This window comes from Variovorax sp. VaC1, assembly GCF_043658315.1.
Lineage (GTDB): Bacteria > Pseudomonadota > Gammaproteobacteria > Burkholderiales > Burkholderiaceae_C > Variovorax.
In genome coordinates this window covers 251,818-276,618 of the sequence record NZ_JBIGLT010000004.1, presented here as the reverse complement: position 1 = coordinate 276,618, position 24,801 = coordinate 251,818, and the positions used below count along the sequence as shown (strand labels likewise).

The following is a 24,801-nucleotide window of genomic DNA, read 5'->3' as shown; positions in this document are numbered from 1 at the left end:
GGCGCCGGGCGCGCGACGATGCGGCTCACTCCCCACTTCCAGCGAGATACGCCGCATGTCCACCGCCCTCCAACGCCGCGCCTGGGTGCCCGCCGCCAGCGAAGACCATGTGCTGTCCATCGCGGGCGATGCGGCGGCACGCGACGCCGCGGGTGTCGCCGCCGAGATCGAAAGGCTGGTCGCCGACAACCACCGCATCCACGACGTCGAGGGCCTGAACCTCAACCCCGCCACCAACGTGATGAACCCGGCCGCCGAGGCGCTGCTGTCGCGCGGCCTGGGCTCGCGCCCTTCGCTCGGCTACCCCGGCGACAAGTACGAGATGGGGCTGGACGCCATCGAGCGCATCGAGGTCATCGCGGCCGAACTCGCCGCCGAAGTCTTCGGCGCGAAGTTCGCCGAGGTGCGCGTGAGTTCGGGCGCGCTGTCGAACCTCTACGTGTTCATGGCGACCTGCAAGCCGGGCGACACGATCATCGTGCCGCCGCCCAGCATCGGCGGTCACGTCACGCACCATGCGGCGGGCGCGGCCGGGCTGTATGGCCTGAAGCCGGTGTCCGCGCCGGTCGATGCCGACGGCTACACGGTCGACGTGGTGGCGCTGGCCAAGCTCGCGCGCGAGCTGAAGCCCAGGCTCATCACCATCGGCGGCAGCCTCAACCTGTTTCCGCACCCGGTGCCCGCCATCCGCGAGATCGCCGACAGCGTGGGCGCGAAGCTGCTGTTCGATGCCGCGCACCTCTCGGGCATGGTGGCCGGCAAGGCGTGGCCGCAGCCGCTGGAAGAGGGCGCGCACGCCATCACCATGAGCACCTACAAGAGCCTGGGTGGCCCCGCGGGCGGGCTGATCGTGTCGAACGACGCGGCGTTGATGGAGCGCATCGACGCGATCGCCTACCCCGGCCTCACGGCCAATTCGGATGCGGGCCGCACGGCGGCGCTGGCGCGTGGCCTGCTCGACTGGAAGGTGCATGGCAAGGCCTATGCGGCGGCGATGCGCGAGACGGCCCAGGCGCTCGCGCGTGCACTCGATGCCGAAGGCCTGCCGGTGTTCGCGAAGGCGCGCGGCTTCACGCAATCGCATCAGTTCGCGGTCGAGGCGGCGCGTTGGGGCGGTGGGCAGCGGGCCGCGAAGAAGCTGGCCGAAGGCGGCCTGCTGGCCTGCGGCATCGGCCTGCCGATCACGCCGGTCGAAGGCGACATCAACGGACTGCGGCTCGGCGTGCCCGAAATCGTGCGGCTCGGCTTCACGCCGGAAGACATGCCGCAGCTCGCGTCGTGGATCGCCCGCGCGCTGAGCGGCGATGCCGCATCCGTCGCCAGCGAAGTGCGCGAGCGCCGCACCAGGCTCGGCGGCCTGCGCTACATCGTGCGCTGAATCAGCGCGAGCGGCCCTGCCGGTAAGTGCCGGCGTGGGTCTTCGACAGCTCGGCCGCTTCGGCCAGCCGGGCCATCGAACGGCCGACCTGCGCGTGCGTGATGGCAATGCCCAGCGCGTCTGCCGCGTCGGCGCCCGGCAGGCCGGGCAGGTCGAGCAGGCGCTTGACCATCTCCTGCACCTGCGCCTTGGCCGCCTGCCCGTGGCCGGCCACCGCCTTCTTCATCTGCAGCGCGGTGTACTCGGCCACCGAGAGATTGCAGTTCACCAGCGAGGTCACGCAGGCACCGCGCGCCTGCCCCAGCAGCAGCGTCGATTGCGGATTGACATTGACGAAGATGATTTCGACCGCCGACGCATCGGGCTGGTAGCGCGCGTTGACTTCGGCGATGCCGTCGAACAGCACCTTCAGGCGCGCCGGCAGGTTGCCGGTGCCCAGGTGCCGCGTGCTGATGGTGCCGCTGGCCACGTAGCGCAGCGCGTGGCCGTCCGCGTCGACCACGCCGAAGCCGGTGGTCGTCAAGCCGGGGTCGATGCCGAGAATGCGCATGTCAGGCGTTGAAGTACCAGCGGATCGAGTGAAAGAAGATGGGCGCTGCGAAGCACAGCGCATCGACGCGATCGAGCAGGCCGTTGGCGCCGGTCACGCCCACGCCCTTCTTGCCCCAGTTGGGAATGCCCCGGTCGCGCTTGAGCGCCTTCATCACCAGGTGGCCCATCGAGCCCGCGATGCAGGCGATGACCGACACCGCAAGCGCCTGCCCGAACTTGAAGGGCGTGATGAACGAGAACAGCGCGCCCACCAGGCTGGCCACCACGATGCCGATGCCCCAACTGGTCCAGTTGAAGCTGCGGCTCACGTTGGGCGCGAAGGGCGTGCGCTGCGTGCGGCGCGAGATCAGGTGCTGCACCAGCACCGAGGTCTGCACCACGAACACCAGGAAGAACACGAGGAAGGCGCTCTTGCCTTCGTAGCCGGGGAAGCTCAGCAACAGCAGCGCCGGCACATGGCTCATGCCGTAGACGCAGACCATGATGCCCCACTGCAGCTTGGCGTTGCGCTCGAGGAACTGGCTGGGGTCATTGGCCAGCGCACTCGCCACCGGTATCGCGAGGAACACGTAGACCGGAATGAACACCGTGAAGAGGTCGAAGCGCGCCGTGGCCACCAGCCAGAACTGGATCGGCAGCACCACGAAGAAGGCCAGGATCAGGCTGCGGTGATCGCCGCGCCGCGTGGGCGAGAGCGTGATGAACTCGCGCAGCGCAAAGAACGAGATCAGCGCGAACAGCACGGTGGCGACCGTTTCGCCGAGCGCCCAGCCGATCCAGAAGATCACCACCATGAACCAGGTGGTGCCCAGCAGTGCGCGAAAGTGCGCCAGCTCGGCTTGCCACGCGGCGTCGTGCACCGGGTTGCGGCGCTCTCTGAAGGTCAGGAAGAAAGCGGTGGCGCTCACGATCGCGAGCACGCCGAAGACGATGAGGAAAAGCGCCGCGACCTGCTGGGTCGGGCTGAGGTTGCGCAGGAACTGGTTCATGTCAGACGTCGCGCAGGGCGATCACGGCGGCACGTGCGCGGTCGAGGAAGGGGCGGCGCTCTTCGCCTTCTTCGACGCGGATCGGCGCGCCGAAGGTCACCGAGCAGAGGATGGGCACGGGCACGATCTCGCCCTTGGGCATGACGCGCTGCACGTTGTCGATCCATGCTGGCACCAGCACCACCTCGGGGAACATCGTCGCCAGTGCGTAGAGGCCCGACTTGAACTTCTGCGGCTCGCCGGTGTGGCCGCGCGTGCCTTCGGGAAAGATGATGATCGAGTCGCCGCTGCGCAGGGCTTCGATGAGCGGGGCCAAGGGGTCGGCGGCAGGGGGCGCTTCGGCCACCGGCGGCTCCGGCTCGGCTGCCACGGGGGGCGGTGGCTCGGGCGCGGGCGGAGGTGGCGGCGGCGCAGGAAGATCGAGCTGTCCCTGCACTTCGTTCATGACTTCGACCGAGGTGTCGGCGAAGGGCAGCGACATCGGAAGCAGCGGCTCCATCGAAGGCTCGATGCGCTCGGCCGGCGGTGTCACCGCAGCGCGCGGTGCGGGCGGTGGCGGGGCTTCGGCCTCAACCGGTGCGGCGGCGGGTGCCGCCGGCGCTGCTGGCGTCGCCGGGGCGGTCGCCGCACGCTCCACATACACCGCGTTGAACACCTCGGTCGTGATCCAGCGCTTGACCGGCGTGTTGGCCCAGTAGTCGCGTGCCGCAATCGGCCGCGTGATGCTGCGCAATTCCTCGGGCAGGGCCGCCCAGATCATCACGAGGTCGGCGTGGCTCTGGTGGTTGGCGAAATAGATGCGTTGCTCGGCCTTCGGCGGACAACCGTACCAGCGCGCCTGAGCGCCTGTCAGCAACCGGACGATTCCCAACAACAACCAACCTGTGAGCTTTGCCAGCATATGGGCGCGATGATACGGGCCATGCGATGGCGTTTCGATCCTCTTTCTCTGGTGTGGGCGGTGGCCCTGTTTCTCGTGCTCGTGCTGCTGGCCACCGTCGGCGCACGCTGGGGCTGGGTGCGCAGCTTCTTCGGCGACGTGCTGGCCGTGGTGTGGGTGTACTTCGTCTTCAAGACGGTCATCGGCACACGCGTGCTACCGCTGGCGCTGGCCGCGCTGGGCGTGGGCCTGGCGGTCGAGCTGGGGCAGTACCTGGCGTCGGCGTGGCACCTGCACATTCCGAACCGCGCCTTGCGCATCGTGCTCGGAAGCACCGCCGACTGGTGGGACGTGCTCGCGTATGTGATCGGCTTTGCCGGCGTGCTGGCCATCGAAGGCCTGCGCGGTGCCTTCAGGGCAGCTCGGCCGCGGGCATCCGCGCCATGACCGTCGACGCCCGGTTGCTGAGGTAGGGCGAGCCGGGCCGGCGCTCGAAGAACTTGGGGCTTGGCAGCATCACCGCGAGGCGCGCGGCCTCGTTGGCGCTCAGGCGCGATGCCGGCTTCTTGAAGTAGTACTGCGACGCCGCCTCGGCGCCGAACACCCCTTCGCCCCATTCGACGTTGTTGAGGTACAGCTCGAGGATGCGCCGCTTGTCCAGCAGCACTTCGAGCAGCGTGGCGAGCACCAGCTCCTGGCCCTTGCGCAGCATGGTGCGCTCGCCCGACAGCAGCAGGTTCTTGGCGAGCTGCTGCGTGATGGTCGAGCCGCCGCGCAGCCGCACGGGCTGCACCGGCTTGCCGCGTGCCACGGCCCGCGCCGTGCGCTTGGCGGCCAGCTCCTCGGCCTTGGCGTTGCGCTGGCGCGCGCGTTCGATGGCTTCCCACTCCACGCCGTTGTGGTCGACGAAGCCGGCGTCCTCGCTCGCGATGACGGCGCGCTTGAGCGTGTCGTTGATCTGCCCGTACGGCACCCACTGCTGCCGCCATCCACCATCCGTGCCTTGGTGAACGGCGATCTGCCAAGCCTCGGAGCGCTGGAAGGCCGTGCTCGTCGGATCGATCACCGCCATCGTCGCGATGCGGACCGCGAAGAACAACTCGAGTGCCACGCCCGCCACCACGAGGCAGGCGATCAGGCGCAGCACGGTTTTCATTTCAGTTCGGTGCGCAGTTCGGCCAGCACTTGCGCGGACGGCGGACGCACGCCACGCCAGATCGCGAACGACTCGGCCGCCTGCTCGACCAGCATGCCGAGCCCGTCGCGCGCGATGGCGCCATGCGCTTCGGCCCAGGCCATGAAGCCGGCGGCGGCGGGGCCATACATCATGTCGACCGCGAGCCCGCCGGCACGCAGCACCGACGCGCTCACCGGCACCGCGTCGCCCGCGAGGCTGGAGGCGGTGGCGTTGACCACGACGTCGAAAGCGCCCGGCACTTCGTCGAGCGCCCAGGCTTCGAGCGAGGCGCCGTGGCGCAGTGCGAGCGCCGCGTGGCGGCGGACCACGGCCACCGCCTTGTCGACGGTGCGGTTGGCCACCACGATGCGCGCGGCACCCGCATCGAGCAACGGGCCGAGCACGCCGGCAGCAGCGCCACCCGCGCCGATGAGCAGCAGTTCCTTGCCGGCCAGCGGCACGCCCGCGTTTCGCACGATGTCGTTGACCAGGCCGATGCCGTCGGTGTTGTCGGCGTGGATGCTGCCGTCGGCATCGAAGCGCAGCGTGTTGACCGCCTGCGCGAGCAAGGCGCGATCGCTCGTGTGCTGCGCCAGTGCGGCGGCTTCGAACTTGAAAGGCACGGTGATGTTGCAGCCGCGTGCCGCGTCGCCGCGTTCGGCGGCCTCGCGCCGGAAGCTCGCGATGCCCTCGGCAAAGGCGCCGAGCGGAATCAGGCGCCGGCCGTAGTCCATCTGCTGGCCGCTCAGCTCGGCAAAGCGGGCGTGGATGCGGGGCGAGCGGCTGTGCTCGACGGGGTTGCCCATTACGCAGTACAGGTCCATGGCGCCTTGCTTTCTTGGCTGCTGGCTACTTGCTTGCTACTGCGACGAGAGTTCGATGGTCTCGTCGCGCGTGAACTTGAAGCGCGACTGCAGCACGATCTGGTCGGTCTGCTTGCGCATCGCATCGGTGAACTTGCCGAAGCTGCCGATGCTGCGGACGATGGCCTGCGCGCGGCGGTCGAGCGTCACGTCGCCCGAGCTTTCGTCGACGACGGTGTCGAGCACCTTGCCGTCGTTGTTGATGGTGATGGTCATCTTCAGCTCGCCATAGAGCTTCTTGCCGGCCGCGGTCGGGAAGTTCTCGGTGCCGCGCACCTCGATGCGACGGCGCAGCGTGTCGACGTAGATCGCGTAGGCGGCTTCGCGCGTTGAAGGGCTCAGGTAGCGCTTCTTGGGGCGCGCGTTTTCTTCGTTCACGCGGCGTTCGATCTCGGCCAGCAGCTCGACCATCTGGCGGCGCTTTTCTTCGCGTGCGACGGCTTCGGTCGGGTCGCCCGCGACGCGCGGATCGGGCACGGGCATCGCGGCCAGGTCGCGCTTGAGCTGCGCGAGCATCTGCATCTGCTGGGCCTGCAGGGCCTCGACCTGGCGGCGCGAGTCTTCGAACGAATCGCCGACGGAGGTGAAGCTCGACGGCGGCAGCGGGCTGGTGGCGCGGCCCTTGTCGAGGTCGCCGCCGCCCGCGAGCGAGGTCTGCGCCATCACCTTCGTGCCGGGGTCCGGCTTGTCGTGGGTCTTGCTGTTGACCAGGATCACTTCGAGCGGGGTTTCGCTGAAGACCCGGTTGAACGACTCGGGATCGACGAAGCGCACCGCCAGCAACGCGGCGTGCGCAATGACCGACACGCCCAGTGCAATCTGCAGCGTGCTGAGGTCCTTGAAGTTCATTCTCGAAACTCCTCCAGGGGCCGCATTTCTCCGGACGATTCGCCGAAGTTCATGCAGGTGTGTTTTCCGGCGCGGCCTCGCTGTCGGTCAGGTCGACGGCAATGGCGATGGGGCCTGCCACCACTTCTTCTTCGTCTTCACCGCTGTCGTCTGCGGCAGCACCATCCGCATCGGTCTTCGGCGTGTCGAGGCGTTCGAGCACGGTGCCGCTCACGTCGAGCGCGATCTCGTCGATCTCGCCGAGCTTCACGCGCAGCCGCGCGCCGCGTTCCTGCTGGCCGGCCACCGGGAACACCAGCGGCAGCGTGTCGGCACGCACCAGCGCGCCGTTGGGAATGTCCTTGATGACCGTGGCCTCGAGCTCGGTGATGCCCTGCTGCTGCAGGTACTTGAGCGTCCAGAAGCGTTCCATGCCGCCCTGGTAGCCGTTGTACGTCGCGTAGGCGGCGTCGAAGCCCGAGAGGATCGAGAACAGGTCGGCGTCCTTCGGCTTGAAGGGCGCGGCCAGCGCGGCGGTCTTGCCGTGGCGCGCGGCCGCGATGATCTGCCACTGGTTCACCAGGTCGGTGTAGCGGCGCAGCGGCGAGGTGCTCCACGCATAGCTCTTCACGCCCAGGCCCGCGTGCGGCAGCGCGCGCGTGCCCATGCGCACCTTGATGCCGGGCGCCAGGCTCGCCTGACTGCGGTAGAGCCCGGGCACGCCGAGTTCGCCGAGCCAGCCGCCCCAACTGCTGTTGGCCAGGATCATCGCTTCCGAGACGATCAGGTCGAGCGGTGCGCCGCGCTGGCGCGTGCTGATCTGCACCTGTTCGTTGCCGGTGGGTTCGTTGCCGTCGTTGCCGACGAGGCGGAAGTTGTAGTCGGGCCGGTTGAAGTTCTCGGGCTTGCCGCGCACCACCTCGCGCTGCGCCTTCAGCTGCTTGGCGAGGCGGAACAGGAAGGAGAGCGGGGCGCGCAAGTTCGCGGCGGCCTCGGGTGTGTTGTCGCTGGTGACCGAAGCGTCTTCGAGCCAGGGCTGCGTGACGACGGCGTCGAGCTGGTCGTGCCGCAGGTTGGCGACGATGGGCACGCGTTCGAGCTTGGTTTCGGTGCCTTGCAGTTCCAGCGTGGCTTCGTCGAAGCGCGCGTAGAGCGACACGGCCGGGCGGTCGGCGCCTTCGAGCAGCGTGTAGGTGTTGACCACTTCGTCGGGCAGCATCGTGATCTTGTAGCCCGGCATGTAGACCGTCGACATGCGCGCACGCGCCACGTTGTCGATGGCGCTGCCCGGCGTGAGCGCCAGGGCCGGTGCCGCGATGTGGATGCCGACGGTGACGGTACCGCTGCCCAGGCCCTGCACCGACAACGCATCATCGATTTCGGTGGTCTGCGAATCGTCGATCGAGAAGGCCTCGACGCCGGTGGCCACGGGCAGGTCGTCGGCAATGGCTGGTGCCGCGAGCGCGGGGAAACCGGTGCCCTTGGGGAAGTTCTCGAACAGGAAGCGCCGCCAGTGGAACTGGTAGGGCGAATCGATGGCGCCGGCGCGTTCCAGCAGGTCGAGCGGCGGGCGCTGCGTGGCGCGCGCGGCGTCGACCACGGCCTTGTATTCGGGTGCGTTCTTGTCGGGCTTGAACAGGATCTTGTAGAGCTGTTCGCGGATCGGCGGCGGGCACACGCCCTCGGCCAGTTGCCCGGCCCATTCGACGATTTGCGCCTGGATGACTTTCTTCTTCTCGATGGCGGCCAGCGCCTGTTGCACGATCTCGGCCGGCGCCTTCTTGAAGCGCCCCTTGCCCGCGCGGCGGAAGTAGTGCGGGGCCTCGAATAGCGCGAACAGCGCGGCGGCCTGCTGCGCCAGCGAGGGCTTGTCGCTGAAATAGTCGGCGGCCAGATCGGCAAAGCCGAACTCGCCCTCGGCAGCGAACTCCCAGGCGAGGTCCAGGTCCATGGCGGCGGCGAGCGTGCGCGCCTCGGCGATCAACTCGGCGGGCGACGGTTTCTCGAAACGCAGAACGATGTTGGCGCCCTTGACCTTGACGCGCTTTCCGGTGTCGAGCTCGACCTGTGCCGATGCTTCGGCCTCCGACAGCACGCGGCCGCCGAGGTACTTGCCGGCTTCTTCAAACAATACAAACATGGGCCGGATTGTCCCATGCTGAACCCGCCGGACTTCCGCGCCGGGCGTTCCCGGCGAGGGTGGGGCTATACCGGGTTGATGAAGGCCATCACGTCGTCGAGATGCGCCTTCTCGAAATCGGACAGCGCGTGGTCGCTGCCTTCGAGCAGCTTGATGTTGCTGTCGGGGTAGCGCGCCGACATCTCGTGCCAGTCGAGTGCCTCGTCGCCCTTGGCGATGATGGCGAAGACGCGCTCGGGCCGCGTGAGCTGGCCGACTTCCATGGCGCGCAGCTCATGGATGTACTCGGGGCGGAAATAGAAATGCTCGGCCGGGTCGTGCCAGACGGTCTGGTCGCCGATGTAGCGCGTGAGGTCGCGCGCGGGGTAGACGGCCGGGTTGAGAAGTACCGCGCGGCAACGCGTCATGCCGGCCACGTAGGTGGCATAGAAGCCGCCCAGCGACGAGCCGACCACGGCCATCGATTTGCGCGGCCAGTCCGCGATGCCCTTCATCACCATGTCGATGGCGTCGTGCGGCGAAGGCGGCAGTTGCGGACACCACCACTGCAGGTTCGGGTGGCGCCGCGCCACCCGGTCCGCGACGAGCCGTGCCTTGGTCGAACGAGGCGAAGAGCGAAAGCCGTGCAGGTACAACAGGTGGGTGGTTTGCGGATCCATGCGGGAGGAAAACTGAGGGTGCGGACGTTGCACCCCGCTTGCCGGGACCAGGTAATTTTGCATGAGGTCTGTGCGCGCGAGGCTGTTTCCAACGTACAAAACCCCGCAGTGCGGGGTCTCTCGGGAAGCCGATAGCTTACCGAGACTTGGGGGGCGGAGGGCACCTTGTTGGCCTCGATCCGGGGCAGGCCGCATGCCTTGTGCCCGAAAGTATTCAAGGTGCAATTTCCGCGATGTAAATGGCCTACGTTCAGGTTACTGAAGCCCGCGTCGGCGCTGGCGCCTTGCGAGGGCAGGGGCAGCGTGGAGGTCGACACGCCGTCGCACCGGGGGAATCCATGTTCATTCAGAAAGGCGGCGCAAGTGTCGCGGTGCGCCATGCCGGGCGCATCCCATGAACTGGGTAGGCGCCGGGAGGGGTTTGGCCGTGCGTCGCGGCTTATGCTCCGGACCATGAATATCGAGGCCCAGAACGACGACGGAATGCCACGCCAGTGGGGCGTGCTCGTCGTCGAAGACGACAGTCGCGCACGCGCCTTTTTCGAGGCCAGCGTGCAGCGCAGCCCGCGCCTGTTCTGGCTCGGCAGCGCGGGCACGGTGCAGGAGGCGCTGGCCTGGCTGGCCAACACCGTCACGATTCCCGATGTGCTGCTGGTCGACCTCGGCATGCCCGACGGCACGGGGCTCGACGTGATCCGCGACGCGGTCGCCCGCTTTCCGGGTTGCGAGCCGCTGGTGGTGTCGGTCTTCGGCGACGAAGAGAACGTGCTCGCCAGCATCGAGGCCGGTGCCGTGGGCTACATCCACAAGGACGCCGCGCCCGAAGACATCGCGCAGACCATCGTCGAGATGAAAGCCGGCGCCTCGCCGATCTCGCCCATGATCGCGCGGCGGGTGCTGGCGAAGTACCGCAGCCTGCAATCGGCGGCGATGCCAGGAGGCGTTGCCGCCGCACCGGGCGCAGCACCCGAGGCCGCAGCGGAGGAAGCCGATCGCGGCCTGCTGTCGGCACGCGAGCACGAGGTGCTGACGTTGATCGCCCGGGGCTTCTCGTATGCGGAAATCGCGCGGCTCAAGGGCCTGAGCGTGCACACGGTGCAGACCCACATCAAGAACCTCTACGGGAAACTCGCCGTGCATTCCAAGAGCGAGGCGGTTTTCGAGGCGACGCGTCTCGGCCTGCTGTCTCATCCGGGCTGAGCACGGATGCTGCCGAGGCTGGTGTCGCTGCTTTCGCTGTGGCTGGTGCTGCTCCTTGCGGGCGCCGGTGGTGCCGCGAACGCGGCTGCGTCCACACCCGAGAGCCCGATCGAGCTGCGCCAGGGCACGGTGACGACCACCATCGACGGCGTCACGCGGACCGGGCCGGTCGCGCTTTCCTACCACTGGGACCGGCTGCACGGCGGCCGCCCCGGTTTCGCGGATTTCGACCTGCCGTTCACGCTCGACGCCACGCCCGAAGCGCCCTGGGGCATCTTCATCCCGCGTGCCGGCAGCGTCTTCGAGATCCAGCTCAACGATGCGCTGCTGCAGGTCTACGGCGACCTGGGGCGCGGCAACCAGGCCGACTACGCCAAGGCGCCGATCTACGTGCCGGTGCCGGGGCGCCTGCTGAAGCAGGGCGACAACCACCTGCAGATCCGCCTGCGCGCCGACAGCGCCAGGCGCGCGGGCCTGTCTCGCGTGGTCATCGGGCCGGCCACGCCGGTGCGCACCGAACTCTTCGAGAGCGCCTATGCCTGGCGCTTCACCGGCTCCGTGCTGCTGACGGCCTTCAGCCTGATCGTCGGCGGCATCGCGCTGGCGCTCTGGCTGACGCAGGTCGAGGTCGATGCCCAGGGGCGGTCGCGGCGCGAAGGCATTTATTTCTGGGCGGCGCTGGCCGAGTTCTGCTGGGCGATCCGGGTGGCGGACGGGGTGATTCCCGAACCGCCGCTGTCCTGGGGCCTGTGGGGCGTGCTGATGGCGGCCTGCTACGCGGGCTGGGCGGTCTCGGTCATGATGTTCGGCTTCCACATCACGGGCTGGGGGCAGAACCCCCGCTACCGGTGGGTGCGCTGGCCGATGGCCGCCATCGTGATCGGCACCGTGACGTTCACTGCGCTGGCGCTGCGCCGCGACGAGCCGTTGTGGTTGACCGGCTGGCTGGCCGTCGAGATCGTGCTCATCGTTGCGTTCGTCTCCGCCTTCGCCGTCGCCACCGTTCGAAGGCCGAACACCGAGCAGCTGCTGGTGGCCGGCGCCGCGCTGGTGAGCGTGGGGTTCGGCGTGCGCGACTGGCTGGTGATCCGGCTCAGCGATGCCTACGGCGAAACCACCTGGGTCCGCTATTCGTCGGTGTTCTTCGGCATCGCGCTGCTGCTGATCGTGCTGCGGCGCTTTCATGCGGCGAGCATCCAGGCGCGCGGATCGGTTGCGGCGCTGGCCGAGCGCGTGGCGCAGCGCGAGCGCGAACTGGCAGCCACCTATGCGGAACTCGAAGCGGCGGCGCGCGACCAGGCGCGCACCCACGAGCGCGAACGCATCCTGCGCGACATGCACGACGGCGTGGGCTCGCACATCAGCTCGGCGATCCGGCAACTGCAATCAGGTCAGACCAGTTCGGGCGACCTGCTGCGCACGCTGCGCGATTCGCTCGACCAGCTCAAGCTGTCGATCGACTCGATCCACCTGCCGCCCGGCGACATCGGCGCCTTGCTGGCTGCGCTGCGTTACCGGCTGGAGCCCCGGCTGGCCGCGGCGGGCATCGAATTCGAGTGGGCCGTGGACGAGGTCGCTCCGGTGGCGCGACTCGACGCGCAGGCCATGCGGCAGTTGCAGTTCCTGCTGTTCGAGGCGATCTCGAACGTGCTGCAGCACGCGCACGCCAGCGTGTTGCGGATCGAGGCCGGCATGCAGGGCGCGACGGTGCAACTGCGCGTGATCGACAACGGACAGGGCTTCGACGCCACGCAGGTGCCAAGGGCGCTGGCGGAGCGCGCCGCAACCCTCGGCGCCCGGCTGGCGCTGGAAAGCCGACCGGGGCGCACGGTCGTTCAGCTCGGTTTCGATTGAGGCGGCCTGCAGGGCGCGGATAATCCGCACCCATGTCTGCCGTGTTCAATCAGCCCTCCCTGGCGCGTCGTGTCGCGCCCATCTTCCAGGGCTTCGACGGCTTTCTGGCCTTCGCCGTGCTCCTGCTGGCCTTTGCCGGGCTGGCGACCATGTATTCCTCGGGCTATGACCATGGCTCGCGCTTCGTCGACCACGGCCGCAACATGCTGCTGGCCGGCTTCATCATGTTCGTGGTGGCCCAGGTGCCGCCGCAGCGGCTGATGATGTTCGCGGTGCCGCTCTATGCGGCGGGCGTGGCGCTGCTGGTCGCGGTGGCGCTGTTCGGCATCACCAAGAAAGGCGCGCAGCGCTGGATCAACGTGGGCGTGGTGATCCAGCCCAGCGAAATCCTGAAGATCGCCATGCCGCTGATGCTGGCGTGGTGGTTCCAGCGGCGCGAAGGCCAGTTGCGGCCGCTCGACTTCGTGGTGGCCACGGTGCTGCTGGCGGTGCCGGTCGGGCTCATCATGAAACAGCCCGACCTGGGCACGTCGCTGCTGGTGCTGGCCGCGGGCATGGCGGTGATCTTCTTTGCGGGCCTGCCCTGGAAGCTGATCGTGCCGCCGGTGGTGATCGGCGCCATCGCGGTGACGCTGATCGTGAGCTTCGAGTCGAGGCTGTGCGCCGATGGCGTCGACTGGCGGGTGCTGCACGACTACCAGAAGCAGCGCGTGTGCACGCTGCTCGACCCGAGCAAGGACCCGCTGGGCAAGGGCTTCCACATCATCCAGGGGATGATCGCCATCGGCTCGGGCGGGGTGGGCGGCAAGGGCTTCATGCAGGGCACGCAGACGCACCTCGAGTTCATTCCCGAGCGCACCACCGACTTCATCTTTGCCGCCTATTCCGAGGAGTTCGGGCTGGTGGGCAATCTGGCGCTGATCTCGGCCTTCATCCTGCTGATCTTCCGTGGCCTGGTCATCGCGACCAATGCGCCCACGCTGTTCTCGCGCCTGCTGGCGGGGGCGGTCACGATGATTTTCTTTACCTACGCCTTCGTCAACATGGGCATGGTGAGCGGCATCCTGCCGGTGGTGGGGGTGCCGCTGCCGTTCATCAGCTATGGCGGAACAGCGATGGTGACGCTGGGGCTGGGGCTGGGCATCCTGATGTCGATCGCCCGGGCTAGGAAACTGGCCCAGAACTGAGTCGGGCCAGAAATACCAGGGCGCCGGCTTTGCCGCACCTCTGGTGTTGCCCCCGGCAGGGGGAAGGCAAAGCGAGGCCGAATGCGCGCAGCCTGGGGGCGAGCCATAGAATCCCCGAATGATCTCTCGCGAACCCACCATCGAGCGCCTCGCCACGGCGCAACAGCTCCTGCTCACGCCCTTCGGCCTTGACGAATCGCACCTGAGCAAGGCCCTGGCCGAGATCACCTCGCACCGGGTGGACGACGCCGACCTGTACTTCCAGTACACGCGCAGCGAAGGCTGGAGCCTCGAAGAAGGCATCGTCAAGACCGGCAGCTTCAGCATCGATCAGGGCGTCGGTGTGCGTGCGGTCAGCGGCGAGAAAACCGCCTTTGCCTATTCGGACGACATTTCCGAGGCCTCGCTGCTCGACGCGGCGCGTACGGTGCGCTCCATTTCTTCCGCCGGCCGCACCGGCCGCATGAAGACCGCGACCCGCAAGATCGCATCGAGCCGCTCGCTGTACGACGGTGTCGACCCCATCGCCACGCTCGACAGCACTGCCAAGGTGAAGCTGCTCGAAAAGGTCGAGAAGCTGGCCCGCTCGCGCGATCCGCGCGTGGCGCAGGTCATGGCGGGCCTGGCGAGCGAATACGACGTGGTGCTCGTGGCACGCGCCGACGGCACGCTGGCCGCCGACGTGCGGCCGCTGGTGCGCCTGTCGGTCACCGTCATCGCCGAGCAGAACGGCCGCCGCGAGATCGGCTCGGGCGGCGGCGGCGGGCGCTTCGGCCTGGCCTACTTCACCGACGAAGAGATCACCGAGTACGTCGACCACGCCGTGAAAGCAGCGCTCACCAACCTCGACGCCCGCCCGGCGCCCGCCGGCGAAATGACCGTGGTGCTCGGCTCTGGCTGGCCCGGCATCCTGCTGCACGAAGCCATCGGCCACGGGCTCGAAGGCGACTTCAACCGCAAGGGCTCGAGCGCCTTCGCCGGCCGCATCGGCCAGCGCGTGGCGGCCAAGGGCGTGACGGTGCTCGACGACGGCACGATCGCCGACCGCCGCGGCTCGCTCAACGTCGACGACGAAGGCAACGCCAGCCAGCGCAACGTGCTGATCGAGGACGGCATCCTCAAGGGCTACATCCAGGACTCGCTTAACGCGCGCCTCATGAAGGTCAAGCCCACGGGCAATGGCCGCCGCGAGAGCTATGCCCACGTGCCAATGCCGCGCATGACCAACACCTACATGCTGGGCGGCGACAAGGACCCGAAGGAAATCGTGGCCAGCATCAAGAAGGGCCTGTACGCCACCAACTTCGGCGGCGGGCAGGTCGACATCACGAGCGGCAAATTCGTGTTCTCGGCCAGCGAAGCCTATTGGGTCGAGAACGGCAAGATCCAGTACCCGGTCAAGGGCGCGACCATCGTCGGCAACGGCCCCGATGCGCTCACCCGCGTGACCATGATCGGCAATGACATGGCGCTTGATTCGGGTGTCGGTACCTGCGGCAAGGAAGGCCAGAGCGTGCCGGTGGGCGTCGGCCAGCCCACCCTGCGCATCGACGGCTTGACTGTAGGTGGAACGGCTTAGGACTTTCGTCACTTGCCGAGTGTTTCCTTCGGTTGCTAAGCTGCGCTCCTTTTGCCAACGATAAATTCAAGGAGCATTTCGATGGGGAACAGGACCAATTCGCCTGCCGTGCTGTGGGCTGTGACCGCCATGGTGGCTCTGGGCGCTGCCGGTTGCGCATCCCGCGGTGGTTCGGGCAGCCAGCCCGAAGCAGCGCCCGCGGCTGCAGCGGCACCTGCCCGCGGCGGTGCCAAGGCCGGCATGGATGCCCAGGGCAACGTGATCGACTCTTCGAAGGTCGAGGCCGGCAGTGGCCGTACCGTCAAGGGTCTGAACGGCTACGAAGGCGAGATCACCGGCAACCCCGCGCGCAACAGCAAGTTCGCGCGCCTGCAGATCGGTATGAGCGCCAGGCAGGTCACCGACCTTGCCGGCCAACCGACCGACCAGGGCGCCTACGTGACGGGCAAGGCCTTCATTCCGTTCTATTTCGGCAGCGACCGGCACCGTTTCGAGATGACCTACAAGGGCCAGGGCCGGCTGATTTTCGCGGGCGGCGGCATGGGCGATTTCTCCAGCGGCAACCTGATCTGGATCATCCACAACCCCAACGAGTCGGGCTACCGATAAACAACGACAGGCCCGGTTGCTTGACCGGGTTTTTGTTTTCCGTGCTACATTCCGCCCCTATGTCCGCCCTCCGCGCTTATTTCTTTGCCTACTTTTGGTTCCCGGTTTCCGGCGGACGAGAGGCGAGCGCGTAAAGCAAACGAACACCCTCCCAAAACCGCCGGTGGCCCAAAGCCCCCGGCGGTTTTTTTATGCCCTGACGATATCCACTCCAACAAGGAACAGCACCATGAGCACGAACACTGCCCCCGCCAGCGACAGCTGGTATGCGAGCGTCGAAAAAACCAGCAAGACCGACGACGAACGCATCAAGGACATCAACGTGCTGCCCCCTCCCGAACATCTCATCCGCTTTTTCCCGATCCGCGGCACGGCCATCGAAACCCTGATCGAAGGCACCCGCCGCAACATCCACAACATCATGGCGGGCAAGGATGACCGGCTGCTGGTGGTCATGGGACCTTGCTCGATCCACGACCCGGCCGCGGCCCTCGAATACGCCCGCCGCCTGAAGGTCGAGCGCGAAAAATACGCCGGCACGCTCGAGATCGTGATGCGGGTGTACTTCGAGAAGCCCCGCACCACCGTCGGCTGGAAGGGCCTGATCAACGACCCGTACCTCGACGAGAGCTTCCGCATCGACGAAGGCTTGCGCATTGCACGCCAGCTGCTGATCGACATCAACCGCATCGGCCTGCCGGCGGGCAGCGAGTTCCTCGACGTGATCTCGCCCCAGTACATCGGCGACCTGATCGCCTGGGGGGCCATCGGCGCGCGCACCACCGAAAGCCAGGTGCACCGCGAACTGGCCTCGGGCCTGTCGGCCCCTATCGGCTTCAAGAACGGCACCGACGGCAACATCCGCATTGCGACCGACGCCATCCAGGCGGCAGCCCGCGGCCACCACTTCCTGTCGGTGCACAAGAACGGCCAGGTCGCCATCGTGCAGACCAACGGCAACCGCGACTGCCACGTGATCCTGCGCGGCGGCAAGGCGCCGAACTACGACGCCGCCAGTGTCGAAGCCGCCTGCAAGGACCTCGAAGCCGCCAAGCTGCCGCCCACGCTGATGGTCGATTGCAGCCACGCCAACAGCTCCAAGCAACACCAGAAGCAGATCGACGTGGCCAAGGACATCGCCGGCCAGATCGCCGGCGGCTCGAACCGCGTGTTCGGCGTGATGGTCGAAAGCCACCTGCAGGCCGGCGCCCAGAAGTTCACGCCCGGCAAGGACCAGCTGTCGGGCCTCGAGTACGGCAAGAGCATCACCGACGCCTGCATCGGCTGGGACGACTCGGTGCAGGTGCTCGAGACGCTCTCGCAAGCGGTCAAGCAACGCCGGGGCTAGCTAAAGCATTCCGGCCAGTTCGGGCCAGTGGTGCTGCATCGACGCAGCCTCGTCGCTGCCGGGCGGCACCAGGGAGAAATCGGCAAAGTCGAAGCCCGGGCCGACCATGCAGGCGACCAGCGTGTAGTCGCCCGCCGCATGGCCCTGGATCGGGCGGGCCGCTTGCCATTGACCGGCCGGCACCACATGCTGGGGGCGGGTGCCGTGCGCATCGACCGGGCCCAGCCGCGTGTGGGCCGGCGCGGTGCGCATGGCTGCATCGCAGGTCCAGAGCGCCAGCGGCACGCCTTCGAGATGCACCCAGACTTCATCGGACAGCACCCGATGCCAGCGCGAATGCTGGTTCGCTTCGAGCAGGAAGTAGATGCTGGTCAGGGCATTGCGGGTCGCGCGGCCATCGGCGGGCGTCACGTGCGCGGCCGATCGGAAGACCTCGCTGTACCAGCCGCCCTCGGGGTGGGGCTGCAGTTTCAGGGTGTCGATCAGCTCGCGGGCACGCATGGCGGTCATGATGCCGCCGTCGCGCGCAGGGCTGCAAGCAGTTTGTCGTGCACGCCGCTGAAGCCGCCGTTGCTCATGCAGACGATGTGATCGCCGGGGCGGGCCGCTGCTACCAGTTGCGCCACCAGCGGTTCGATGGCGTTTGCCACCTGCGCACGGTCGCCCATCGGTGCCAGTGCGGCTGCGGCATCCCAATCGAGCCCGGCCGTGTGGCAGAACGACAGGTCGGCCGATTCCAGGCTCCAGGGCAATTGCGCGGCCATCACGCCCAGCTTCATGGTGTTACTGCGCGGCTCGAAGGCCGCGAGGATGCGCTCACTTTGCTTGCCGGCGTCGTCGAGTTTCTTGCGCAGGCCGTCGAGCGTGGTGCGGATGGCGGTCGGGTGATGGGCGAAGTCGTCGTAGACGGTGATTGCGCCGCCGTTGCGCTCGACCGTGCCGCGCAACTCCATGCGCCGACGCACGTTGCGGAAGCTCCCGAGCGCGCGGGCCGCATCGGCTGGCGCCACGCCCACGTGCTCGGCCGCCGCGATGGCTGCCAGTGCATTCATCTGGTTGTGCAGGCCCGACAGCGCCCACTCGACGCGGCCGACCGGCTCGCCGCGGTACAGCACGTCGAAGGCATCGTGCGATCCGCGCGCCTGCCAACCGCTGTTCGGGCTGCTCGCGCCGAAACGCGCGAGCTCGCTCCAGCAGCCCTGGGCCAGCACGCGCTGCAGGCTTTCTTCGGTGGCGTTCACAACCAGCCGCCCGGTGCTCGGCACCGTGCGCACCAGATGGTGGAACTGGCGCTCGATGGCGGCGAGGTCATCGAAGATGTCCGCGTGGTCGAACTCGAGGTTGTTCAGCACGGCCGTGCGCGGCCGGTAGTGCACGAACTTGCTGCGCTTGTCGAAGAAGGCGGTGTCGTATTCGTCGGCTTCGATCACGAAGGCCGCGCCATCGCCCAACCGCGCTGAAACGCCGAAGTCGAGTGGCACGCCGCCGACCAGGAAGCCGGGCGCCTTGCCGCCCTGTTCCAGCACCCAGGCCAGCATCGACGTGGTGGTGGTCTTGCCATGGGTGCCGGCCACGGCGAGCACGTGGCGGCCCAGCAGCACGTGCTCGGCCAGCCACTGCGGGCCGCTGGTGTAGGGCTTGCCGGCGTCCAGGATGGCTTCCATCAGCGGAAACTTCGGGCTCCCGTCGGGCAGGCGGGCCCGCGACACCACGTTGCCGACCACGAACATGTCGGGCGAAAGTGCAAGCTGATCGGCGCCGAAACCTTCGATCAGGTCGATGCCGAGGGCGCGCAGCTGGTCGCTCATCGGCGGGTACACGCCGGCATCGCAGCCCGTGACCCGGTGGCCTGCTTCGCGCGCCAGGGCGGCCAAGCCACCCATGAACGTGCCGCAGATACCCAGAATATGAATGTGCATCGGTCGATTCTAGGTAAGCGACATGCGCGGCCCGTGCCGGGGTCCGGCCTTTGTCCTGTGCTTCGTACTGATGTTCACGTGAGGGCCGTCTACTGCGGGCAAAATGCCCCGATGGACACGTCCAAGCGTGAAATTGCCGCCACTGCAGCCCGCCTCGTTGTCGAGGAAGGACTGGAATATGGCCCGGCCAAACGCCGGGCACTGCGGGACCTGGGCCTTCCGAGCCGCACCGCGCTGCCGAACAACGACGAAGTCGAGGCCGAGGTGCGCGACTACATCGCGCTCTTCTGTGCCGACACCCAGCCCCAGGAATTGCACGCGCTGCGCCTGCTGGCACTCGAATGGATGGAGCGCATGGCCGCTTTCCGCCCGCATGTGGGCGGTGCCGTGTGGCATGGAACAGCTACCCGTTTGTCAGACATTTACATTCAATTGTTCTGCGATGATTCCAAGTCGGCCGAAATCGCCCTGATCGATCACCACGTGGACTATGAGCCGCGCATGGTGACCGGCTTCCACGGCGAGCAGGTGGAGGCCCTGAGCGTGCATGCCCCGAGCCGGGCGCTCGGCGAAGAAATCGGCGTGCACCTGCTGGTCTACGACCTCGACGACCTGCGCGGCGCCCTGAAGCCCGACGCCCAGGGGCGCACGCCGCGAGGCGACCTGCCCGCACTGCGCCGACTGATTGAACGAGAAAAGGACAAGTGAATGACTTCTTCGCCCACACGACGCGGCATGCTCTATGCCGGCGTGGCGGCCGCGGCTGCTGCCGCCGGGCTCGGTGGCGCCTGGTGGAAGGAGCGGGCTAGCAGCGGTGCGGTAGCGGGCGGCGAAATGCTCGATGCGGCTTTCTGGGCGCAGAGCTTCGAGCGGCCGGAGGGCGGCGACCTTGCAATGTCGAGCCTGCGTGGCAAGCCGCTGCTGCTCAACTTCTGGGCCACGTGGTGCCCGCCCTGCGTCGAGGAAATGCCGATGATTGACGCCTTCTTTCGCGAACATGGCGCCAATGGCTGGCAAGTGGTCGGATTGGCCATCGATCAGCCGAGCGCCGTGCGCAAGTTCCTGCAACGCACGCCGGTCACCTATCCCACCGGATTGGCAGGGCTGCAGGGCACGGAACTGGTCAAGAATCTGGGCAACACCGGCGGTGGATTGCCCTTCACGCTGGTGCTCAACGCGAACGGTTCGGTGGCCGCTCGTAAAATGGGCAAGCTCGAAACCACCGACCTGGAGACTTGGCGACGTGAACTGGTTCATGGTTAGAATCGGTTTCTTACGCCGGCGTTGAGCGCCGAACGCCGAAAATCGCCGATTTTCGGCCAAGTTATATCCTAATGACCGGTAAAGCCGGCACTGGAGTCCCATGGATCTGCGCAAACTCAAGACACTGATTGATCTGGTGTCCGAATCGAATATTTCCGAACTGGAAATCACCGAAACCGAAGGCAAGGTTCGCATCGTCAAGGGCGGTGGCGCCGCGCCGGTGCAGTATGTGCAAACCGTGGCGGCACCTCCTGCCGTCGCCGCGCCAGCCGTTGCCGGCGCCCCCGCCGTGGCCAGCGCGCCGGCTGCCGAAGCAGCGCCGGCCGGCCATGCCGTCAAGTCGCCGATGGTCGGTACCTTCTATCGTTCGTCCAGCCCCGGCGCACCGGCTTTTGTCGAAGTCGGCAGCAAGGTGAGCGAGGGCGATACGGTCTGCATCATCGAAGCGATGAAGATCCTCAACGAAATCGAAGCCGACAAGTCCGGCACGATCACCCAGATCCTCGGCGAAAACGGGCAGGCGGTCGAATACGGCCAGCCGCTGTTCATCATCGAGTGACCATGTTCAAGAAGATCCTGGTTGCCAACCGGGGGGAGATTGCCCTCCGGATTCAGCGCGCCTGCAGCGAGATGGGCATCAAGGCCGTCATGGTCTATTCCGAAGCCGATCGCGAGGCCAAGTACGTCAAGCTGGCGCAGGAAGCCGTGTGCATCGGCCCGGCGCCTTCGGGGCAGAGCTATCTCAACATGCCGGCGATCATCTCGGCGGCCGAAGTGACCGATGCCGAGGCGATCCACCCCGGCTACGGCTTCCTGAGCGAAAACGCCAACTTCGCCGAACGCGTCGAACAGAGCGGTTTCCAGTTCATCGGCCCGACGCCGGACAACATCCGCACGATGGGCGACAAGGTCTCGGCCAAGCAGGCCATGATCAAGGCCGGCGTGCCATGCGTGCCCGGCTCCGAGGGCGAGCTCTCGGACGATGCCGCCACCAACAAGCGCATCGCCCGTGCGATCGGCTACCCGGTCATCATCAAGGCGGCGGGCGGTGGCGGTGGCCGCGGCATGCGCGTGGTGCACACCGAGGCGGCGCTGGTCAACGCGATCCAGATGACCAAGGCGGAAGCCGCTGCGGCTTTCAACAATCCGGCCGTGTACATGGAGAAGTTTCTCCAGAACCCGCGCCACATCGAGATCCAGATCCTCGCGGACAAGCACAAGAACGCCGTCTACCTGGGCGAGCGCGACTGCTCCATGCAGCGCCGCCACCAGAAGGTGATCGAGGAATCGCCGGCCCCCGGCATTCCGCGCAAGCTGATCGAGAAGATCGGCGAGCGTTGCGCTGCGGCCTGCAAGAAGATCGGCTACCGCGGTGCCGGCACCTTCGAGTTTCTCTATGAGAACGGCGAGTTCTACTTCATCGAGATGAATACGCGCGTGCAGGTGGAGCACCCGGTGACCGAGTTCACCACCGGCATCGACATCGTGAAGACGCAGATCATGGTGGCGGCCGGCGAAAAGCTGCCGTTCACTCAGCGCCAGATCGAGATGCGCGGCCACGCCATCGAGTGCCGCATCAACGCCGAAGACGCCTGGAAGTTCACGCCGTCGCCGGGCCGCATCACGATGTGGCACCCGCCGGGCGGTCCTGGCGTTCGCGTCGACTCGCATGCGTACACCAACTACTTCGTGCCCCCGAACTACGACTCGATGATCGGCAAGATCATCGTGTACGGCGACACGCGTGAGCAGGCCATGGCCCGCATGCGCACGGCGCTGAACGAAACCGTGATCGAAGGCATCCAGACCAACATCCCGCTGCACCGCGAGCTGATGGTCGACGCCAAGTTCATGAGTGGCGGCACCAACATCCACTACCTCGAAGAGTGGCTGGCAGCGCACAAGCGCTGAGCGACGAGTACCCAACGCCATGTTTGAACTTCGCCTGATGGCGCCCGAAGACCGGGTCGAAACGCTCAGCGACGCGCTCGACGCGCTCGATGCATTGAGCGTGTCGGTCGAGGATGCCGACGCGCAGACCGACGCCGAGCAGGCGCTGTTTGGCGAGCCCGGCATGCCGCCGCCCAAGGAGGGCTGGCAGCGTTCGCGCGTGATTGCGCTGTTCCCCGACGAGGCGTCGGCGAAAGAGGCCGCATCGGTGCTCGCGCTGCAGGACTTCTTCGAAGGCTGCGCCGTGCTCGGTATTGCCTCGGTGCCCGAGCAGGACTGGGTGCGCCTCACGCAATCGCAGTTCGCGCCGGTCGAGATCACGCCCGAATTCTGGATCGTGCCGACCTGGCACGAGCCGCCCGCGCAGGCCAGGCAGGTGATCCGCCTGGACCCGGGGCTCGCCTTCGGTACCGGCACGCATCCGACAACGCGCATGTGCCTGCGCTGGATCGCGAAGCAGGGCGCCTTCGGCAGCCAGCGCGTGCTCGACTACGGTTGCGGCTCCGGCATTCTCGCGATCGGCGCGGCGAAGTTCGGTGCGGCCGAGATCGACGCCGTCGACATCGACGAAGCCGCTGTGTCGTCGACCCGGCTCAATGCCGAGGCGAATGGCGTGCGCCTGAGTGCCGGTCTGCCGGATGCGGCCAAGGGCCACTACGACACCGTGCTCGCCAACATCCTGGCCACGCCGCTCAAGGTGCTCGCGCCACTGCTGCGCAGCCATGTGGCTGCGGGCGGATCGCTGGTGCTGGCCGGCATCCTGGAGCGCCAGGCCGACGAGCTGAAGGAGGCGTACGCTCCTTACGCGGCACTGGAAGTGAGCGACAGCGAGGACGGCTGGATCCTCATGACGGCGCGCTGCTGAGAGGCGGCCGCCCGCTTTTCGCGTCGCTTCGCACCCACTCACGCGGCGAGGGCTCAACCCTACAATCGCCCCGTCATGAGTCTCGTCACCCGCTGCCCCGCCTGCACCACCACCTTCAAGGTGGTGCGCGACCAGCTTCGCATTTCGGACGGTTGGGTGCGCTGCGGTCGATGCAGCCATGTGTTCGATGCCACGCTCGATCTGCATGAAACACCGGACGGCGCGCCTGCGAATGCGTCGCCGCCGATGCAGGGGGGCTACATGCCGGGGCTGGTCGAGCCCATTGGCGAAGAGGCAAGGGCAGAGGCGCCGGTCGCGCCTGCATCGCCGCCGTTGCCGCCACCGGTAGTGGCATTGCCCGAGCCGACGCCGCAGCAGCCAGAGCCTTCGCAAGCGACGGAAGACGCGGACTTCTTCGACGACGAACCCGAGCAGCCGCCCCACGCATCGCCAGAGCCTTCCACGCATGCCTCCGAGCCTGCACTGGAGGCAGAGCCTGTTGCCACCGCTGTCCCGCAACCTCCTGTCGAGTCGCAGCCTTCATCGTTTGCGCTTCCTCCCGAGTTCTCGCTGTCCTTGCCCGAGCACGGCATTGCCGCGGACGAACCCTGGTCCGATCTCGATGCCACCGAACCCGCATGGCGGCCGCCGGCCACGTCGCTGCCGCCGTTCCCGAACATCGATCTGAATCTGGCGGCACCGCCGCCTTCGCCTCCACCGCCTGCGCCGCCGCTGCCCGTCGCGCCGCGCATGAAGGTGCGTGCGTTGGTCGAGCAGGCCAGCGACGACGGAGAGGGCGAAAGAGAGCAGGAAGAGAAAGACCACGACCAGGTGCAGATGCAGAAGGCGCTGCGCCGCGCCCGCATCAAGTCGGCCAAGATCGCCAGCGCCAAGGCGCGTGAAGAGCGTGCCTCCGCAAAGGCCTCGGCCTCCGTGGTGAAGACCGAGAGCCAGCCGGACTATTCGCTCTCGTCGCCGTTCGAGGCGCCGGAAGGCCATCCCTTCGCCGAAGAGGACGAGCCCGTTGAAAAGCCGCTCGGCTTCTGGCAGCGCAAGAGTGTGCGCGGCTTGCTGATCCTGCTGGTGGTGCTTGCCATTCTGCTGCTCGTCGTGCAGGTCATTCGCCATGAGCGCGATGGCATCGCGGCCCGCCAGCCGAACCTGCGTCCGGCGCTGGCAACGCTGTGCCAATACACGGGGTGCGAACTCGCGGCCCTGCGCCAGATCGGCGACATCGTGATCGAAGGCGCGGCCTTCGCGCGCGAGAAGAGCGGCGGCAACGACTACCGCCTGAGCTTCACCTTGCGCAATGGCGCCACCGTGCCGCTCGCGATGCCGGCTGTCGAGCTGTCGCTGCTCGATACGCAGGAGCGGGCCGTGGTGCGCCGTGTGCTGATGCCGGCAGACTATGGCGCGCCGGCCGTGCTGGCGGCGCGCGCTGATCGCATGGCCTCGCTGCCCCTGACCTTGACCGCCACGGAAGCCGCCGCGCTGCCGCCCATTGCGGGCTATCGCGTCGAAGCCTTCTATCCCTAGAGAGGCGCTTCAGGCGTCTCTTTCT

The 24,801-nt window shown here is 67.3% G+C and carries 24 protein-coding genes; 14 read left to right on the top strand and 10 right to left on the bottom strand.

All coding sequences use genetic code 11. From position 1 onward, the window contains the following. Positions 1 to 55: 55 nt before the first annotated feature. Positions 56 to 1,378: a serine hydroxymethyltransferase gene (gene glyA / locus ACGLHS_RS18145; RefSeq protein WP_394481900.1), complete on the top strand. Its 1,323-nt coding sequence runs from the start codon at positions 56 to 58 to the stop codon at positions 1,376 to 1,378. A 1-nt stretch (position 1,379) separates the two neighbouring features. Here glyA and ruvC read toward each other — a convergent pair whose 3' ends face one another. The 3 genes from ruvC to ACGLHS_RS18130 are packed head-to-tail and all read right to left on the bottom strand — an operon-like array spanning position 1,380 to position 3,820. Further along, entirely contained in the window at positions 1,380 to 1,928 is a 549-nt protein-coding gene (ruvC, locus tag ACGLHS_RS18140) for a crossover junction endodeoxyribonuclease RuvC (RefSeq protein WP_093244927.1), read from the bottom strand. 1 nt (position 1,929) lies between these two features. After that, positions 1,930 to 2,919 (bottom strand): phosphatidate cytidylyltransferase, encoded by a 990-nt coding sequence (locus ACGLHS_RS18135; RefSeq protein ID WP_093244929.1) that lies wholly within the window; start codon positions 2,917 to 2,919, stop codon positions 1,930 to 1,932. Between the two features lies 1 nt (position 2,920). Continuing rightward, positions 2,921 to 3,820, bottom strand: a complete 900-nt coding sequence (locus ACGLHS_RS18130; RefSeq protein ID WP_394481896.1) for a 1-acyl-sn-glycerol-3-phosphate acyltransferase — start codon at positions 3,818 to 3,820, stop codon at positions 2,921 to 2,923. Between the two features lie 9 nt (positions 3,821 to 3,829). On the opposite strand from ACGLHS_RS18130, the gene ACGLHS_RS18125 reads away from it, so the two are divergent. Beyond that, on the top strand, positions 3,830 to 4,246 hold the full coding sequence (locus ACGLHS_RS18125) for a DUF2809 domain-containing protein (RefSeq protein ID WP_394481894.1): 417 nt from the start codon (positions 3,830 to 3,832) through the stop codon (positions 4,244 to 4,246). On the opposite strand, the gene mtgA is transcribed toward ACGLHS_RS18125, so the two are convergent. From mtgA to ACGLHS_RS18100, 5 genes are all read right to left on the bottom strand, one after another. Next, on the bottom strand, positions 4,212 to 4,955 hold the full coding sequence (gene mtgA / locus ACGLHS_RS18120) for a monofunctional biosynthetic peptidoglycan transglycosylase (protein ID WP_394481892.1): 744 nt from the start codon (positions 4,953 to 4,955) through the stop codon (positions 4,212 to 4,214). The genes ACGLHS_RS18125 and mtgA overlap by 35 nt on opposite strands. Then, a complete protein-coding gene (aroE, locus tag ACGLHS_RS18115) occupies positions 4,952 to 5,800 on the bottom strand; it encodes a shikimate dehydrogenase (protein ID WP_394481890.1) in 849 nt (282 codons plus the stop codon). Before aroE ends, mtgA begins: the two co-directional genes overlap by 4 nt. Before the next feature lie 36 nt (positions 5,801 to 5,836). Further along, the gene (locus ACGLHS_RS18110; protein ID WP_394481888.1) at positions 5,837 to 6,688 is read right to left on the bottom strand and encodes an energy transducer TonB; all 852 of its coding nucleotides are present in this window, start codon (positions 6,686 to 6,688) and stop codon (positions 5,837 to 5,839) included. Between the two features lie 49 nt (positions 6,689 to 6,737). After that, entirely contained in the window at positions 6,738 to 8,807 is a 2,070-nt protein-coding gene (locus ACGLHS_RS18105; protein WP_394481886.1) for a ribonuclease catalytic domain-containing protein, read from the bottom strand. Positions 8,808 to 8,872: 65 nt separating this feature from the next. Then, positions 8,873 to 9,466, bottom strand: a complete 594-nt coding sequence (locus ACGLHS_RS18100; protein ID WP_093244942.1) for a YqiA/YcfP family alpha/beta fold hydrolase — start codon at positions 9,464 to 9,466, stop codon at positions 8,873 to 8,875. Positions 9,467 to 9,907: 441 nt separating this feature from the next. Between ACGLHS_RS18100 and ACGLHS_RS18095 the strand changes: the two genes are divergently transcribed. The 6 genes from ACGLHS_RS18095 (at position 9,908) to ACGLHS_RS18070 (ending at position 17,243) form a co-directional block, all read left to right on the top strand. Further along, positions 9,908 to 10,666, top strand: a complete 759-nt coding sequence (locus ACGLHS_RS18095; protein ID WP_093244943.1) for a response regulator transcription factor — start codon at positions 9,908 to 9,910, stop codon at positions 10,664 to 10,666. Positions 10,667 to 10,672: 6 nt separating this feature from the next. Continuing rightward, the gene (locus tag ACGLHS_RS18090; protein WP_394481883.1) at positions 10,673 to 12,520 is read left to right on the top strand and encodes a histidine kinase; all 1,848 of its coding nucleotides are present in this window, start codon (positions 10,673 to 10,675) and stop codon (positions 12,518 to 12,520) included. Positions 12,521 to 12,552: 32 nt separating this feature from the next. Further along, the gene (gene rodA / locus ACGLHS_RS18085; protein WP_093244948.1) at positions 12,553 to 13,707 is read left to right on the top strand and encodes a rod shape-determining protein RodA; all 1,155 of its coding nucleotides are present in this window, start codon (positions 12,553 to 12,555) and stop codon (positions 13,705 to 13,707) included. A gap of 118 nt (positions 13,708 to 13,825) precedes the next feature. Next, a complete protein-coding gene (gene tldD, locus ACGLHS_RS18080) occupies positions 13,826 to 15,286 on the top strand; it encodes a metalloprotease TldD (protein WP_394481880.1) in 1,461 nt (486 codons plus the stop codon). Positions 15,287 to 15,367: 81 nt separating this feature from the next. Continuing rightward, on the top strand, positions 15,368 to 15,895 hold the full coding sequence (locus ACGLHS_RS18075) for a hypothetical protein (RefSeq protein ID WP_394481878.1): 528 nt from the start codon (positions 15,368 to 15,370) through the stop codon (positions 15,893 to 15,895). Positions 15,896 to 16,124: 229 nt separating this feature from the next. Further along, positions 16,125 to 17,243, top strand: a complete 1,119-nt coding sequence (locus ACGLHS_RS18070) for a 3-deoxy-7-phosphoheptulonate synthase (protein WP_394481876.1) — start codon at positions 16,125 to 16,127, stop codon at positions 17,241 to 17,243. Here ACGLHS_RS18070 and ACGLHS_RS18065 read toward each other — a convergent pair whose 3' ends face one another. After that, positions 17,244 to 17,753, bottom strand: a complete 510-nt coding sequence (locus ACGLHS_RS18065) for a cupin domain-containing protein (protein ID WP_394481874.1) — start codon at positions 17,751 to 17,753, stop codon at positions 17,244 to 17,246. It abuts the gene before it with no gap. Next, the gene (gene mpl / locus ACGLHS_RS18060; RefSeq protein ID WP_394481872.1) at positions 17,750 to 19,162 is read right to left on the bottom strand and encodes a UDP-N-acetylmuramate:L-alanyl-gamma-D-glutamyl-meso-diaminopimelate ligase; all 1,413 of its coding nucleotides are present in this window, start codon (positions 19,160 to 19,162) and stop codon (positions 17,750 to 17,752) included. Before mpl ends, ACGLHS_RS18065 begins: the two co-directional genes overlap by 4 nt. A 111-nt stretch (positions 19,163 to 19,273) precedes the next feature. Here mpl and ACGLHS_RS18055 point away from each other — a divergent pair, with 111 nt between their 5' ends. From ACGLHS_RS18055 to ACGLHS_RS18030, 6 genes are all read left to right on the top strand, one after another. Beyond that, positions 19,274 to 19,870: a hypothetical protein gene (locus tag ACGLHS_RS18055; protein WP_093244963.1), complete on the top strand. Its 597-nt coding sequence runs from the start codon at positions 19,274 to 19,276 to the stop codon at positions 19,868 to 19,870. Continuing rightward, the gene (locus tag ACGLHS_RS18050; RefSeq protein ID WP_093244966.1) at positions 19,871 to 20,425 is read left to right on the top strand and encodes a TlpA disulfide reductase family protein; all 555 of its coding nucleotides are present in this window, start codon (positions 19,871 to 19,873) and stop codon (positions 20,423 to 20,425) included. Positions 20,426 to 20,525: 100 nt separating this feature from the next. Further along, entirely contained in the window at positions 20,526 to 20,984 is a 459-nt protein-coding gene (gene accB, locus ACGLHS_RS18045; RefSeq protein ID WP_093244968.1) for an acetyl-CoA carboxylase biotin carboxyl carrier protein, read from the top strand. Between the two features lie 2 nt (positions 20,985 to 20,986). Beyond that, a complete protein-coding gene (gene accC, locus ACGLHS_RS18040; RefSeq protein ID WP_093244971.1) occupies positions 20,987 to 22,336 on the top strand; it encodes an acetyl-CoA carboxylase biotin carboxylase subunit in 1,350 nt (449 codons plus the stop codon). Between the two features lie 19 nt (positions 22,337 to 22,355). Beyond that, the gene (prmA, locus tag ACGLHS_RS18035; RefSeq protein WP_394481868.1) at positions 22,356 to 23,240 is read left to right on the top strand and encodes a 50S ribosomal protein L11 methyltransferase; all 885 of its coding nucleotides are present in this window, start codon (positions 22,356 to 22,358) and stop codon (positions 23,238 to 23,240) included. A gap of 75 nt (positions 23,241 to 23,315) precedes the next feature. Further along, positions 23,316 to 24,776 carry a zinc-ribbon and DUF3426 domain-containing protein gene (locus tag ACGLHS_RS18030; RefSeq protein WP_394481866.1) on the top strand — a complete coding sequence of 487 codons (1,461 nt, stop codon included), beginning with the start codon at positions 23,316 to 23,318 and terminating at the stop codon, positions 24,774 to 24,776. Positions 24,777 to 24,801: the final 25 nt, after the last annotated feature.

Bases quoted from the DNA above. Each gene is read 5' to 3' on its own strand.
- accC (WP_093244971.1), top strand. From the start codon at position 20,987: ATGTTCAAGAAGATCCTGGTTGCCAACCGGGGGGAGATTGCCCTCCGG.
- aroE (WP_394481890.1), bottom strand. From the start codon at position 5,800: ATGGACCTGTACTGCGTAATGGGCAACCCCGTCGAGCACAGCCGCTCG.
- ACGLHS_RS18100 (WP_093244942.1), bottom strand. From the start codon at position 9,466: ATGGATCCGCAAACCACCCACCTGTTGTACCTGCACGGCTTTCGCTCT.
- ACGLHS_RS18050 (WP_093244966.1), top strand. From the start codon at position 19,871: ATGACTTCTTCGCCCACACGACGCGGCATGCTCTATGCCGGCGTGGCG.
- ACGLHS_RS18070 (WP_394481876.1), top strand. From the start codon at position 16,125: ATGAGCACGAACACTGCCCCCGCCAGCGACAGCTGGTATGCGAGCGTC.
- ACGLHS_RS18110 (WP_394481888.1), bottom strand. From the start codon at position 6,688: ATGAACTTCAAGGACCTCAGCACGCTGCAGATTGCACTGGGCGTGTCG.
- rodA (WP_093244948.1), top strand. From the start codon at position 12,553: ATGTCTGCCGTGTTCAATCAGCCCTCCCTGGCGCGTCGTGTCGCGCCC.
- ACGLHS_RS18105 (WP_394481886.1), bottom strand. From the start codon at position 8,807: ATGTTTGTATTGTTTGAAGAAGCCGGCAAGTACCTCGGCGGCCGCGTG.
- ACGLHS_RS18065 (WP_394481874.1), bottom strand. From the start codon at position 17,753: ATGACCGCCATGCGTGCCCGCGAGCTGATCGACACCCTGAAACTGCAG.
- ruvC (WP_093244927.1), bottom strand. From the start codon at position 1,928: ATGCGCATTCTCGGCATCGACCCCGGCTTGACGACCACCGGCTTCGGC.
- ACGLHS_RS18075 (WP_394481878.1), top strand. From the start codon at position 15,368: ATGGGGAACAGGACCAATTCGCCTGCCGTGCTGTGGGCTGTGACCGCC.
- ACGLHS_RS18055 (WP_093244963.1), top strand. From the start codon at position 19,274: ATGGACACGTCCAAGCGTGAAATTGCCGCCACTGCAGCCCGCCTCGTT.
- mtgA (WP_394481892.1), bottom strand. From the start codon at position 4,955: ATGAAAACCGTGCTGCGCCTGATCGCCTGCCTCGTGGTGGCGGGCGTG.
- tldD (WP_394481880.1), top strand. From the start codon at position 13,826: ATGATCTCTCGCGAACCCACCATCGAGCGCCTCGCCACGGCGCAACAG.
- glyA (WP_394481900.1), top strand. From the start codon at position 56: ATGTCCACCGCCCTCCAACGCCGCGCCTGGGTGCCCGCCGCCAGCGAA.
- ACGLHS_RS18125 (WP_394481894.1), top strand. From the start codon at position 3,830: ATGATACGGGCCATGCGATGGCGTTTCGATCCTCTTTCTCTGGTGTGG.
- ACGLHS_RS18135 (WP_093244929.1), bottom strand. From the start codon at position 2,919: ATGAACCAGTTCCTGCGCAACCTCAGCCCGACCCAGCAGGTCGCGGCG.
- ACGLHS_RS18130 (WP_394481896.1), bottom strand. From the start codon at position 3,820: ATGCTGGCAAAGCTCACAGGTTGGTTGTTGTTGGGAATCGTCCGGTTG.
- accB (WP_093244968.1), top strand. From the start codon at position 20,526: ATGGATCTGCGCAAACTCAAGACACTGATTGATCTGGTGTCCGAATCG.
- mpl (WP_394481872.1), bottom strand. From the start codon at position 19,162: ATGCACATTCATATTCTGGGTATCTGCGGCACGTTCATGGGTGGCTTG.
- ACGLHS_RS18090 (WP_394481883.1), top strand. From the start codon at position 10,673: ATGCTGCCGAGGCTGGTGTCGCTGCTTTCGCTGTGGCTGGTGCTGCTC.
- prmA (WP_394481868.1), top strand. From the start codon at position 22,356: ATGTTTGAACTTCGCCTGATGGCGCCCGAAGACCGGGTCGAAACGCTC.
- ACGLHS_RS18030 (WP_394481866.1), top strand. From the start codon at position 23,316: ATGAGTCTCGTCACCCGCTGCCCCGCCTGCACCACCACCTTCAAGGTG.
- ACGLHS_RS18095 (WP_093244943.1), top strand. From the start codon at position 9,908: ATGCTCCGGACCATGAATATCGAGGCCCAGAACGACGACGGAATGCCA.